The sequence below is a fragment of the Actinomadura nitritigenes genome (assembly GCF_017573545.1).
GTDB classification, from domain to species: Bacteria; Actinomycetota; Actinomycetes; order Streptosporangiales; family Streptosporangiaceae; genus Spirillospora; species Spirillospora nitritigenes.
Genome location: NZ_JAGEOK010000039.1, coordinates 34,096 through 49,098, shown reverse-complemented (window position 1 = coordinate 49,098; position 15,003 = coordinate 34,096). Strand labels below are relative to the sequence as shown.

Below are 15,003 nucleotides of genomic sequence, written 5' to 3'. Positions count from 1 at the left end.
GTCATCGGCGTCGGCATCCCGGACCTGCGGGTGTACGTCCTGGACGCGGTCATGGACCTGAGCCCGGCCGGGGTGCCCGGCGAGCTGTACATCGGGGGCGCCGGGGTGGCCCGGGGCTATGCGGGGCGTCCGGACCTGACGGCGGAGCGGTTCGTGCCCGATCCGTTCACGGGCGACGGCTCGCGGCTCTACCGGACCGGAGACCGGGCCCGCCGGCGCGCGGACGGGACCCTGGAGTTCCTGGGCCGCGCCGACTCCCAGGTCAAGATCCGCGGCTTCCGCATCGAACCCGGCGAGGTCGAGGCGGCGCTGGCCGCGCGCCCGGATGTCAGGGCCGCCGTGGTCGTCGCGGCCGACGACGCGGGCACCGGAGCCCGCCTGGTCGCCTACCTGGTCCCCGCCGACCCCGCCGCCGGGATCCCCGGCACGGCGGAGTTGCGCGAGCGGCTCCGCGCGACACTGCCCGACCACATGATCCCGGCGGTGTTCGTCGAGCTGTCGGAGCTGCCGCTGACCGCGAGCGGCAAGCTCGACCGGGCGGCGCTGCCCGACCCCGGCTCCCTCACCAGGTCCGCCGCGGCCGCGTTCACCGCGCCGCGCACCCGGGCGGAGCACATCCTCGCCGAGGTGTGGGCGGAGGTGCTGCGCCGCGACCGGGTCGGCACGGCCGACAACTTCTTCGAGGCCGGCGGCGACTCGATCCTGGTCATCCAGATGGTCGCGCGGGCCCGGGCGCGCGGCCTGCACGTCACGCCCGCCGAGGCGTTCGAACGGCAGACCGTCGAGGGGCTGGCCGCCGTGGCCAGGTTCGAGGCGACGGCCGAGGCCGAGCAGGGGCCGGTGACCGGCCCGGTGCCGCTCACCCCGATCCTGCACTGGTTCCTGGAGAACCGGCGCGTCGAACGCGACCACTACAACCAGTCCGTCGTCCTCCAGGCGGCCGGGCCGCTCGACGCCGGGCCGCTGCGCCGCGCGCTCACCGCGCTGATCGGGCACCACGACGCGTTGCGGCTCCGGCTCACCCCCGACGCGACCGCCGTGATCGGGTCGCCGGACGACGAGGACGTGCTGGAGATCGTCGACCTCGGCGGGCTGGACGCCGAGGCGGCCGAGGCCCGGATGCGGGAGCGCGGCGCGCGCGTCCAGCGGAGCCTGAGTCTCACCGAGGGGCCGCTGCTGCGGTGCGTGCTGTTCGAGGCCGCACCGCTGGAGGACGGCGGACGCGGCACGCTCCTGCTGGTGGTCGTGCACCACGTGTCCTTCGACGGCGTCTCCTGGCGCATCCTCCTGGACGACCTCCGCATCGCCTGCGCTCAGGCCGCCCGCGGTGAACGCATCGAGCTGCCCGCGAAGACCACGTCCTACTCGCGCTGGGCGCGGGCCCTGCACGACCTCGCCGCCGACGAGGGCCTCGCGGCCGAGGCCGCCTACTGGCGGGCGGTGACCGAGAACGCGCGCGAGGTGCCCCGCGATCACCCGGACGGCGAGAACGACCTGGCCTCGGCCGAGACCCTCGACACCAGGCTGGACGCCGACCTGACGACGCGGCTGCTCGAACGCGTGCCCGCCGCCTACCGCACCCGGATCAACGACGTGCTGCTGGCGGCGCTCGGCGCGGTGCTCGGCGAGTGGGCCGGTGGCCCGCTGCTGGTCGACCTGGAGTCGCACGGGCGGGAGGACCTCGGCCCGGCGATCGACGTGTCCCGCACGATCGGCTGGTTCACCTCCATCCACCCGGTCGCCCCGCACGGCTCGGCCGCCGACCCCGCCGCGCTGATCAAGGGCGTGAAGGAACAGCTGCGCGGGGCCCCGCGCGGCGGCATCGGCTACGGCGTGCTCCGCCATCTGGCCCGCGCGCTGCCCGACCATCCACCGGCCGGCGTGAGCTTCAACTACCTCGGCCGCGTGGACGCGGGGGCGCCCGACGACGGCGGATTCCGGCTGCTGCCCTGGACGCTGGGCCCCGAGCGGTCGGAGGCGGGCGAGCGGACCCACCTCATCGAGGTCAACTGCCTGGTCATCGACGGCCGCCTGGAGCTGTCGTGGACGTTCTCCCCGAACGTCCACGACCGGGCCACCGTCGACCGGCTCGCCGGCCGCTACTCGGAGGTGCTGACCCGGTTGATCGAGCACTGCTCCCTGCCCGGGGTGCGCGGCGCCACGCCGTCGGACTTCCCGCTCGCCGGGCTCGGGCAGCGCTCCCTCGACCGACTGCTCGACCGGATCGGGTCGCCCGTCGGCGACCTCTACCCGCTCACGGCCATGCAGCAGGGCATGCTGTTCCACACGCTGCTCGCCCCCGGCTCGGGGGTCTACCTGGTCCAGCGCGGGCTGGTGTTCGGCGATGAACCGGACGAGACCGCGCTGGCCCGGGCCTGGCGGTATGTGATGTCCCGCCACGCCGTGCTGCGGGGCCGCGTCGTCCACGAGGGCGTTCCCGAGCCCCTCTTCGTGGTCCCGGACGAGGCGGACCTGGTGCTGGAGGTCCACGACCTGCGCGGGGCCGGCGACCGAGCCGCGGCGGTGGAGGCCTGGGCCGCCTCCGACCGCACCCGCGGCGTCGACCTCGCGGGCCCGTCGCTGATGCGGGTATCGGTGCTGCGCCTCGGACCGCACGAGAGCCAGGTCGTGTGGACCTACCACCACCTGCTGCTCGACGGCTGGAGCGCGCCGATCGTTCATGACGAGCTGCTCGACGCCTACCGGGCGTACGCGACGGGCGGCGAGCCCGCGCACGCGCCGGTCCGCCCGTTCCGCGACTTCGTCGCCTGGCTCGGCGGGCAGGACCCGGTCGAGGCCGAGCGGTACTGGCGCGACCGGCTCGCCGGGCTGGCGGGCGCGACGCCGCCCGCCGTCGACCGGGCCACCGGCGACCGCGGCCGCGCGGTCCACCGCACGCGGCTGCCCGCCGAGACCGCCGCCGCCCTCGCGGCCCTGGCGCGCGAGCGCCGGCTGACGCTCAACACCCTCGTGCAGGGGGCATGGGCGCTGTTGCTGTCGCGCTACAGCGGCGAGAACGACGTGGTCTTCGGCGTCACGACCTCGGGCAGGCCCGAGGACCTCACGGGCGTGGAGTCGATGGTCGGCACGTTCATCAACACCACGCCGCTGCGCACCCGGATCGATCGGAACCGGCCGATGCTGGAATGGCTCGCCGAACTCCAGGCCGAGCAGATCCGGGCGCGCAGGCACGAGCACGCCCCGCTCGTGCGCGTCCAGGGCTGGTCCGGTGTCGCTCCGCTGTTCCACAGCCTCCTGCTGTTCGAGAACTATCCCTCGGCCGGTCCGCCGACCGAGGAGGGAGGGCCCGGGAGCGCGGCGGGCGACGATCTCCGCGTCTCCACCGGCCTCGAACGGGAGCAGGACAACTATCCGCTCACCATCATCGCGGCCCCCGACGGCGACGAGCTGATCGTCGGCGCCTCGTACGACCGGTCCCGCTTCGACCGGGCCGCGATCGAGCGGCTCGTCGGGCACCTCACGGGGATCCTCGGCCGCGTCGCCGCAGACCCGGCCATCGCGGTCGCGGACGCCGGGGCGCCGTCCGACGACGAGCTGCGCCAGGTCGTCGAGGACTGGAACGCCACCGGCAGGGACCTGCCCGCGGCGGGCGGCGTCGACGAGCTGATCGCCGCACGCGCGGCCGCCGCCCCCGACGCGATCGCCGTGGAGTGCGGCGACGACCGCCTCACCTACCGCGAACTGGACGAACGGTCGAACCGGCTCGCCCATCACCTGCGGGCGAGCGGGGTCGGACCCGAATCGGTCGTCGGCATCCGGCTGGAACGCGGTACCGGCCTGGTCGTGGCCGCGCTCGGCATCTGGAAGGCCGGGGCCGCCTACCTGCCGCTCGACCCCGGCTTCCCCGCCGAACGGCTCGCCTACATGACCGCGGACGCGGACGTCTCCGTGGTCGTCGGGGAGACGCTGGACCTGGACGACCCGGCCCTCGCGGCGCGGCCCGCGACGCGGCCGGCCGCCCCGGGGCCGTCCGGCCGCCTGGCGTACGTGATCTACACGTCGGGGTCGACCGGACGTCCCAAGGGCGTCGCCGTCGCCCACGACCAGATGGTCAACTTCCTGCTGTCGATGCAGGAGGAGCCCGGCTTGGCCCCGGACGACGTGCTGCTGGCGGTGACCACGTTCGGGTTCGACATCGCCGGTCTGGAGCTGTTCCTGCCGCTGGTCGCGGGCGCCCGGCTGGTGATCGCCGACCGGGACACGGTCCGGTCCCCGGCACTGCTGGCCGCCGCGATCCGGCGGTGCGGCGCCACGGTCATGCAGGCGACCCCCGCCACCTGGCGGATGCTGGTCGACGAGGGCTGGCAGGGCGCGCCCGGACTGCGGGCCCTGTGCGGCGGCGAGGCCCTTCCCGTCCCGCTGGCCGAGGCGTTGATCGAACGCACCGGGGGACTGTGGAACCTCTACGGCCCGACCGAGACCACGATCTGGTCGACGGGGCGCCCGATCGCGGCGGGCGGCGGCGTCGATCTGGGCGGGCCGATCGGCAACACCCGAGTGTACGTACTGGACGCGGAGCTGCGGCCGCTGCCGGTGGGCGTGCCGGGCGAGCTGTTCATCGGCGGCGCGGGAGTCACCCGCGGGTACGCGGGACGGCCCGACCTGACCGCCGAACGGTTCGTGCCCGACCCGTTCGGCGGCGACGGCGTCCGCCTCTACCGGACCGGCGACCGGGCGCGGTGGGCGGCCGGCGGCACCCTGGAGTTCCTCGGCCGGGCCGACGATCAGGTGAAGGTGCGCGGGGTCCGGATCGAGCCGGGCGAGATCGAGGCCGCGCTTCGGACGCATCCCGCGGTGGCCGCGGCGGTGGTGGCCGCGCACGGCGCGGAGGCCGACCGGCGGCTCGTGGCCTATCTGGTGCCCGCCGCCCCGGGGCAGGGCGTGCCCACCGCGGGCGAGCTCCGCGACCATGTGGCGGCGAGCCTCCCCGGCCACATGGTCCCGGCCCTCTTCCTGACGATCGACGCCGTTCCGCTGACCCCGAACGGCAAGACCGACCGGGCCGCGCTGCCCGATCCGGACTCGGCCGCGCGCGTCGCGTCGTCCGGGACGCACGTCGCGCCGCGCACTCCGGTCGAGGAACTCCTGGCCGGGATCTGGGCCGAGGTGCTGGGCGTCGACAGGGTCGGCGTCACCGACGGCTTCTTCGAGCTCGGCGGGCATTCGCTGCTGGCCACCCGGGTCGTCTCCCGGGTGCGTTCGGTCCTCGGCGTCGAGGTGCCGCCGGCCGACCTCTTCGACCGGCCGACGGTCGCGGGGCTGGCCGAGGCGGTCGCCGCTGTCGGTGGACGCCCGTCCACCCCGCCCGTCACGGCGGCGGCGCGGCCGGCACGGCCGCCGCTGTCGTTCGCCCAGCAGCGGCTGTGGTTCCTGACCCAGCTGGAGCCGGAGTCGGCCGAGTACAACCTTCCCCTCGCGCTCCGCCTGACCGGAGACCTCGACGCCGCCGCCCTCCGCGGTGCGCTGGAGGCGGTCGCGGCGCGCCACGAAGTGCTGCGGACCCGGCTGGTCGCGGACGCCGAGGGCGTCGCCCACCAGGTGATCGACCCGCGACCGGCGGTGGATCTGCCGGTCACCGACCTGACCGGCGAGCCCGATCCCGCGGCCGCGGCGCGTGCCCTGGCGGCCGGGAACGCGGTGACGCCCTTCGACCTGGCGGCCGCGCCGCCGCTGCGGGCCAGGCTGCTGCGGCTGGGCGCCGGGGAGCACGTGCTGTGCCTCTGCCTGCATCACGTCGCCGCGGACGAGTGGTCGGCGCGGATCCTGCTGCGCGAGCTGTCGGCCGCCTACGACGCGCTGCGCGCCGGCCGCCCGTCTCCCCTTGAGCCGCTGCCGGTGCAGTACGCCGATTACGCGGTCTGGCAGCGGGAGTGGCTGAGCGGGGACGCGCTGGAGGGCCAGCTGGAGTACTGGCGTGACCGGCTCGCCGGTGCGCCGGTGCTGGACCTGCCGGCCGACCGGCCGCGCCCGCCCGTGCGGTCGGGCCAGGGCGCGCTCGTCGAGTTCGCGGTGCCCGCGAACGTCGTGGCGGGCCTGCGGGCGGTGGGGAACGAGGCCGGCGCGACGATGTTCATGACCGTATTCGCGGCGTTCGCGGTGCTGCTCGGCCGCTACGGTGGTCAGGACGACATCACGGTGGGCACGCCGATCGCGGGCCGCAACCGCGCCGAGCTGGAGGACCTGATCGGGTTCTTCGTCAACACGCTCGTCCTGCGGACCGACCTGTCGGGCGACCCGGTCTTCACCGACCTGCTGGCCCAGGTGCGCGGCCACGCCCTCGCCGCGTACGCCAACCAGGACCTTCCGTTCGAGCGGCTCGTCGATGCCCTGGTCACCGACCGGGACCGGTCGCGCACCCCGCTCTTCCAGGTCCTCTTCAACTACCTCGGGCCCGCGCAGCGCGGCGGCGAGGAGCCCGGCGAGGCCCGGGGCGACGCGCTCGGCGGCGCGGAGACCCTCGCGCGCGGCGGGTCGCTGCCGGTCAAGTACGACCTGTCGGTGCTGCTGGACGAGCCGGGCGACGGCGGCCTCGCGGGGGCGATCGAGTACAGCACCGACCTCTTCGACGCCGCCACGATCGAGCGCCTCGTCGGTCATTTCGGCACGTTGCTGGCTGCGGTGGCCGCCGGCCCCGGCCGCCGGTTGTCGGAGCTGCCGCTGCTCACCGCGGCCGAACTCGCTGAGCAGGCGGCCTGGAACGACACCGCGGCGGCCGTCCCGGCGCGTTCCGTCCCCGAACTGATCACGGAGCGGTGCGCCGCCCGGCCGGGCGCCACGGCAGTGGTCTGCGGCTCCGCGGAGCTCACCTACGCCGAGTTCGACGCCCGCGCGGAACGGTTGGCGCACCTCCTGCGTGCCGCCGGAGTCGGCGCCGAGACGGTCGTCGGCCTGTGCGTCGCGCGCGGCGCCCAGATGGTCGTGGCGGCCCTGGCGGTGTGGAAGGCGGGCGGCGCCTACCTGCCCCTGGACCCCGACCATCCGGCGGACCGGCTCGCCTACATGCTCGCCGACAGCGGGGCCTCGCTGCTCATCGGCCATCGCACGGCCGTTCCCGCCGGCCTCGTCGAGACCGTGCCGACCCTGTGGCTGGACGATCCCGAGACGGCCGCGGCGATCGAGAGCGGGCCCGTGACCGCGGTCGGTGTGCGGCCGCACCCCGCGCAGACCGCGTACGTCATCTACACCTCGGGCTCGACCGGGCGGCCCAAGGGCGTCTTGGTGACGCACCGCAACCTCGCGGGCTTCCTGGCCGCGATGGCGGACCGCCCGGGTCTCACGGGCGACGACGTCGTCCTCGCCGTCACCACGCTCGGGTTCGACATCGCCGGGCTGGAGCTGTGGCTGCCGCTGCTCCAGGGCGCCCGGCTGGTGATCGCCGACCGGGAGACGGCGCGTTCGGCAGCCGGGCTGGCGGCCGAGATCGACCGCCGTTCGGTGAGCGTGCTGCAGGCCACCCCGGCCACCTGGCAGCTCCTCGTCGCGGGCGGCTGGACGGGATCGGCCGGGCTGCGCGCGCTGTGCGGCGGCGAGGCACTGCCCGAACGGCTCGCCGAGCAGGTGCTGGAGCGGGCCGAGGAGGTCTGGAACATGTACGGGCCGACCGAGACCACGATCTGGTCGACCTGCCGGCGGCTGACTCCGGGCGGCGGGGTCGGCCTCGGCGACCCGATCGCCAACACCACGGTGCACGTGCTGGACGAGCAACTGCGGCCCGTCCCGGCGGGCGTGCCGGGCGAGCTGTTCATCGGCGGCACCGGGGTCGCGCGCGGCTACCGCGGCCGACCGGACCTCACCGGCGAGCGGTTCGTCGCCGATCCGTTCGCCGCCGACGGCTCCCGGCTCTACCGGACCGGCGACAGGGTCCGCCGGAGGCGCGACAGGGGACTGGAGTTCCTGGGCCGGGCCGACCAGCAGGTGAAGGTCCGCGGGTTCCGGATCGAGCCCGGCGAGATCGAGACCCTGCTGGCCGCGCATCCCCGGATCGGCGCGGCCGTGGTCGTCGCCGACGGGGAAGGGGGCGACCGGCGCCTGGTGGCCCACCTGGTCGCGGCCGACGCGGCGGCGGGCGTCCCGCCCTCCGCCGAACTGCGCGATCTGCTCGCCCGGGAGCTGCCCGCCTACATGATCCCGGCCGTCTACACCGAGCTGTCGGAGATCCCGCTCACCCCCAACGGCAAGATCGACCGGGCGGCGCTCCCGGCGCCCGGCGGGGCCCGCGCCGGGACGGCCGGCGAGTACGTGGCGCCGCGGACCGCCACCGAGGACCTGCTGGCCGGTATCTGGGCGGGGCTGCTCGGCCTCGACAGGGTCGGTGTCACCGACGACTTCTTCGAGCTGGGCGGGCACTCGCTGCTCGCCACCCAGGTCGTCACCAGGGTCCGCACGGCGTTCGGCGTCGAGCTCGCGGTGGCGGCGCTCTTCGACCGCCCGACCGTCGCCGGCCTGGCCGCGGTGGTCGAGTCGGCCACTCCGGGCACCGCCGCGCCGCCGATCGTCCCGGCCGATCGTTCGCGCCCGCTGCCGCTGTCGTTCGCCCAGCGGCGGCTGTGGTTCCTGTCGCGTCTCGAGCCGGACTCGTCCGAGTACAACCTTCCGTTCTCCCTGCGGCTGTCGGGCGAGCTCGACGTGCGGGCGCTCGGCGCCGCGCTGGACGTGCTCGTGGAGCGCCATGAGGTGTTGCGTACCCGCCTCGTGGCGGGGACCGACGAGGAGCCCCGCCAGGTGATCGACCCGCCGTCCGGCGTCCGGCTGCCGATCGTCGACCTGACCGGCGCGGACGACCCGGACGGCGCCGCACGCGAGCGCGTCGCGGCGGACGCGCTGGAGCCGTTCGACCTGGCGGCCGGGCCGCTCCTGCGCGCCGTGCTCTACCGGCTCGGACCGGGCGAGCACCTGCTCGGCCTCATGATGCACCACGTCGTCTCGGACGAATGGTCGATCGAGGTGCTGCGCCGCGAGTTGCTGAGCCTGTACGAGGCGCTGCGCGACCGCATGCCCTTCCCGCTGGAGCCGCTGCCCGTCCAGTACGCGGACTTCGCGGTGTGGCAACGCGAGTGGCTGAGCGGTGACGCGCTGCGGGGGCAGCTGGCGTACTGGCAGGACCGGCTCGCCGGGGTCCCGGTGCTGGACCTGCCGACCGACCGGCCGCGGCCGCCCGTGCGCTCCGGCCGGGGCGCCCTCGTCGAGTTCGAGGTCCCCCCGGCCCTCACCGCGCGGCTGCGCGAGGTGGCGCGCGAGAACGGCGTGACCATGTTCATGGCGTTGCAGGCCGCCTTCGCCGTCCTGCTCGCCCGCTACAGCGGCCAGGACGACATCGCGATGGGCACCCCGACCGCGGGCCGCGACCGGGCCGAGACCGAGGGGCTGATCGGGTTCTTCGTCAACACGCTGGTCCTGCGCACCGACCTGTCGGGCGACCCCGGCTTCCGCGCGCTCCTCGGCCGGGTGCGCGCCGGCGCCCTCGCGGCCTATGCGCACCAGGACCTGCCGTTCGAGCGGCTCGTGGACGAGCTCGCCGTGGACCGCGACCGGTCCCGTACGCCGCTCTTCCAGGTCATGTTCACCTACACGCGCAGAGGGGGCGGCGGAACGGCCGGTCCGGGCGGGATGCGTGCGGTGGAGACGGGGATCCGGCGGCGGACGACGCCGTTCGACCTGACGCTCAACGTCGTTGAGGACGAGGGGCTCTTCGGCGGCATCGAGTACGCCACCGACCTGTTCGACGCGGCCACCGTGGGCCGGCTGGCCGCCCACCTGCTCGCCCTCCTGGAGGAGATGACCACGTCGGTCGACCGGCCGCTGTCCGCGCTCGCGATGCTGGCGGAGGACGAGCGGCGCGAGCTGGTCGGGTCATGGGGTCTCGGCGCGGACCGAAGGGCGCCGGCGACGGCGGGCGCGGTGGGCGTGCACGAACTGATCGCCGCCCGTGCCGCGGAGCGTCCCGGGGCGCCGGCGGTGGTGGTGCCCGACGGTGCCTCGCTGACCCACGCCGAGCTGCACGAACGGTCGGACCGGCTGGCACACCACTTGCGCGCCGCGGGAGTGGGTCCGGAGTCGGTGGTGGGGCTGCTGCTGCCGCGCGATGTGGACATGGTCGTGGCGATGGCGGCGGTGTGGAAGGCGGGGGGCGCGTGCCTGCCCCTGGACGCCGACGACCCGGCCGAACGCCTCGCCCACCTGCTGTCCGACAGCGGGGCGTCGGTGCTCGTCGGCCACCGCGCCTTGGCGGCCGGGCTCCCCGATGGCCGTCCGGAGGTGTGGCTGGACGATCCCGAGACGGCGCGCCGCATCGCGGCCGCCCCGCCCTCGCCGCCCGGTGGCGTGACGCCGCCCGGCCAGGCCGCCGCGGTCATCTACACCTCGGGCTCGACCGGACGCCCGAAGGGCACGCTGGTCACTCACGGGTCGCTGACGGGTGTCTTCCATGCCTGGGCGGCGACGCACTTCCCCGCCGAGCACGGGCTGCCCGAGCCGGCCCCCTTGCGCTGGATGTCGCTGACCAGCGTCGGCTTCGACGTGTTCACCGGCGACGTCGTGCGCGCATTGTGCGCGGGCGGCACGCTGGTGCTCGGCCGGGTCGGGCTGCAGCTGTCGGCCGCCGACTGGGCCGAGGCGCTCGCCGTCCACCGCGTCAACGCGCTGGAGTGCGCGCCGCGGTTCGCCGACGATCTGATCGACCACCTCGACCGCACCGGAACGATGCTGGAGGAGCTGCGGCTGCTCGTCGTCACCACCGACGTGTGGCGCACGGCCGCCGCCGCGCGCGCCCGCGGTGTCCTCGGCTCCGGCGTCCGGGTGCTGACCGCGTACGGCGCCACCGAGACCACCATCGACTCCACCTACGGCGAACCGGACGGGCTCGACGGACCCGTCCCCGTCCAGGACGGCCCGGTGCCGATCGGCCGGCCGCTGCCCGGCGTACGGCTGTACGTGCTCGACGCCGCCCTGAACCCGGTGCCCGCGGGCGTGCCGGGGGAGCTCCACATCTCCGGCCACGGAGTCTCGCGCGGCTACCTCGGGCGGCCCGCCCTGACCGCCGGACGCTTCGTCGCCGACCCGTTCCGCGCCGACGGCTCCCGCCTCTACCGGACCGGCGACCGCGTGCGGTGGCGGGCGGACGGAGCCCTGGAGTTCCTCGGCCGCCTCGACGACCAGGTGAAGCTGCGCGGCTTCCGGATCGAGCCGGGTGAGATCGAGCACGTTCTCGCCGACCATCCGGCGGTCAGGACGGCCGTGGTGGTGCCGGACGGCGCGGGCGCGGACCGGCGGCTGGTCGCCTACCTGGTCCCGGTGAGCCCGGCGGACGCGGTCCCGGCCGCGTCCGAGCTCCGCGCGCATCTGCGGGCCCGCCTGCCCGAGCACATGATCCCGGCGGTCTTCGTCGAGATCGGCGCCGTCCCGTCCACGCCCAACGGCAAGGTCGACCGGGCCGCCCTGCCCGCTCCGGACGGCGCCCGCCCGGAGCTGGACGGCGCCTTCGTGGAGCCCCGCACGGCGACCGAGGAACTGCTCGCCGGGATCTGGGCCGAGGTGCTGGGCATCGACCGGGTCGGCGCCACCGACGACTTCTTCGAGCTGGGCGGGCACTCGCTGCTGGCCACCCGGGTGATCTCCTGGGTGCGCTCGGTCCTCGGCATCGAGGTCCCGCTGGCCGCGCTGTTCGACCGGCCGACGGTCGCGGGGCTGGCCGCGACGATCGCGACGCGGCCGAGGACCGCCATCGCGCCGCCGGTCACCGCCGCCGACCGCACGCGGCGCCTGCCGCTGTCGTTCGGGCAGCAGCGGCTGTGGTTCCTGGCGCAGCTCGAACCCGGCTCGATCGAGTACAACGTGCCGATGTCGCTGCGGCTGACCGGCGACCTCGACCCGGCCGCGCTGCGGGGCGCGCTGCGGGCCGTCGCCGACCGGCACGAGGCGCTCCGGACGCGCCTGGTGGCGGGCCCCGACGGCGTGCCGTACCAGGTGATCGACCCGTCCTCCGAGATCGAGCCGACGGTCGTGGACGCCTCGGCGAGCACCGATCCGGCGGAGACCGCGCGGGAGTCGCTGGCGCGCGCCGCCTCACGGCCGTTCGATCTGGCCCGCGGGCCGCTGATGCGCGCGACCCTGGTGCGGACCGGTCCGGCCGAACATGTGCTGGGTCTCTGCGTCCACCACGTGGTGATGGACGAGTGGTCGGCGCGGATCCTGCTGCGCGATCTCTCGGCCGCGTACGAGGCGCTGGCGGGCGGCGGGGAAGCGGCCCTGGAGCCGCTGCCGGTGCAGTTCGCCGACTTCGCGGTCTGGCAACGCGACTGGCTGACCGGGGACGTGCTGGAGGGCCAGCTCGCCTACTGGCGGGACCGGCTCGCGGGCGTCCCGGCGCTGGACCTGCCGACCGACCGGCCGCGGCCCGTGACGCGTTCCTCCGCGGGCGGTCTGGTGGAGTTCGAGCTGCCCGAGGAGCTGGCGGAGGCGCTGCGCGGGGTGAGCCGGGCGTCCGGGACGACGATGTTCATGACGGTGTTCGCGGCGTTCGCGGTGCTGCTGGGGCGCTACAGCGGTCAGCGGGATGTCGCGGTGGGCACGCCGATCGCGGGCCGCAACCGTGCCGAAGTGGAGGATCTGATCGGGTTCTTCGTCAACACACTGGTGTTGCGGACCGATCTGTCGGGCGACCCGGTGTTCACCGATCTGCTGGCCCAGGTGCGCGGTCACGCCCTGGCCGCGTACGCCAACCAGGATGTGCCGTTCGAGCAGCTCGTCGACGCCCTGGTCACCGATCGGGACCGCTCGCGAACCCCCCTCTTCCAGGTGCTCTTCAATTACGAGACGGCCGGCGCGCAGGACGAGACGGGCGCGTTCGGCGGCCTGGCGGCCTCGGGCGGCGGCGACATCTCGGTGGTCACCACGCTGTTCGACCTGACCCTCGGCGTCACCGAGATCGCCGGCCGCGGCCTGGCGGGCGGCGTCGAGTACAGCGCCGACCTGTTCGACGAGCCGACGGCGCGGCGGCTCGTCGGGCATCTGGTCACGTTGCTGGAGGCGGTGGCGGCCGACCCCGGGCGGCACCTGTCGGAGCTGCCGATGCTGACGGCGGACGAACGGGCGGAGCTCGCGATCCCGGCCGACCCGGCCGCGGCGGTCCCGGTGGGCGGCGTCCACGAGCTGGTGTCCCGCCGGGCGGCGGCACGCCCGGACGCCACGGCCGTGGTGTGCGGCGGGGAATCGCTGACCTACGCGGAGCTGGAGGCGCGGTCGAACCGGCTCGCGCACCAGCTGCGGGACAGCGGGGTGAGCGCCGAGACCGTGGTCGGCCTGTGCATGGAACGCGGGGTCGACACGGTGGTGGCGGTGCTGGCCGTCTGGAAGGCCGGGGGAGCGTACCTGCCGCTCGACCCCGGGTACCCGGTGGACCGGCTGGAGTTCATGCTGGCCGACAGCGGCGCCTCGCTGCTCGTCGGGCACCGGGCCGCCGCGCCGCTGCGTCCCGAGGCCGCGGCCGTCTGGCTGGACGACGCGGAGGTCGCGGCGGCGCTCGCGACGCGGCCGCCGACCCTGCCGAAGGCCGGCCCGGTGCCGCCGGGCCAGGCCGCCGCGGTCATCTACACGTCGGGTTCGACGGGACGGCCGAAGGGCGTCCTGATGACCCACGGCTCGCTGGCGGGTGTCTACGCGGGCTGGACGCGGACGCAGTTCGGGCCGGAGGACGGGCACCGCTGGCTGACGCTGACCAGCTTCAGCTTCGACGTCTTCACCGGCGACCTGATCCGGGCGCTGTGCTCGGGCGGGACGCTGGTCATCGGCGAAGTGGGCCTGCAGCTGTCGGCGCCCGGCTGGGCGGCCGTGCTCGCGGGGGAGCGGATCAACGCCCTGGAGTGCGGCCCGCGCTACGCCGACGAGCTGGTCGCCCATCTGAGGGACGCCGGCGCCGCGCTGCCCGATCTCCGGCTGCTGGTGGTCACCACCGACGTCTGGCGCATCGCGGCCGCCCGGGAGGCGGCGCGCGTGCTCGGCCCGGCGGTGCGGATCCTGACCGCGTACGGGGTCACCGAGGCCACCATCGACTCCACCTGCGGCGAGCCGGCCGGGCTCGCGGACCGGGAGGACGGGCTCGCAGACGCACAGGACGGGCCCGCGCCGATCGGAAGGCCGCTGCCCACCGTCCGCCTGCACGTCCTCGACCCGCACCTGCGACCGGTCCCGTGCGGGGTCCCCGGCGAGCTGTTCATCGGCGGCACCGGGGTGACGCGCGGCTACGGAGGCCGCCCGGACCTGACCGCCGCGGGGTTCGTCGCCGACCCGTTCGCAGCCGACGGCTCCCGGCTCTACCGGACGGGCGACCGGGTGCGGCGCCGCGCCGACGGGCAACTCGAGTTCCTGGGCCGCGCCGACGACCAGGTGAAGGTGCGGGGGTTCCGGGTCGAACCCGGCGAGATCGAGCACGTCCTCGAGACGCATCCCGCCGTGGGCGGCGCCGTGGTGGTCGCCGAGGGCGAGGCCGCGGACGGGCGGCTGGTGGCGTACCTGCGGCCCGCCGGGCCCGCCGAGCACGTCCCGTCGGCGGGCCAGGCGCGCGAGTTCCTGCGCGACCGGCTGCCCGACCACATGATCCCGTCGGTGTTCATGGAGCTGAAGGCCGTGCCGCTCACCCCGAACGGCAAGCTCGACCGGGCGGCGCTGCCCGCGCCGGACGGCGCCCGGCCCGGCCTGGAGGACTCGTTCACTGAGCCGCGGACCGCGACCGAACGGCGGTTGGCCGCGATCTGGGCCGAGGTGCTCGGCGTGGACGCGGTCGGGACGTCCGACGACTTCTTCGAACTCGGCGGGCACTCGCTGCTGGCCACCCAGGTCGCCAGCCGGGTCCGCGAGGCGTTCGAGGTCGAGCTGCCGTTGGCGGTGCTGTTCGACCGGCCGACCATCGCCGAGCTCGCCCCGGCCGTCTCCGGAACGCCCGCCGAGGGCGGGGAGGACGCGGGCGAGTTCGAGGAATTCGAGTTCTGA

1 protein-coding gene (only partly in view) is annotated in these 15,003 nt (G+C 75.4%); it reads left to right on the top strand.

Annotated elements, in window-relative coordinates; genetic code table 11:
• Positions 1–15,003, top strand: the 3' portion of a protein-coding gene (locus J4557_RS41300; RefSeq protein WP_208272286.1) for a non-ribosomal peptide synthase/polyketide synthase. The gene continues 13,299 nt to the left of window position 1, outside the view; only the last 15,003 of its 28,302 coding nucleotides appear in the window; the start codon falls outside the window, past its left edge; its stop codon occupies positions 15,001–15,003.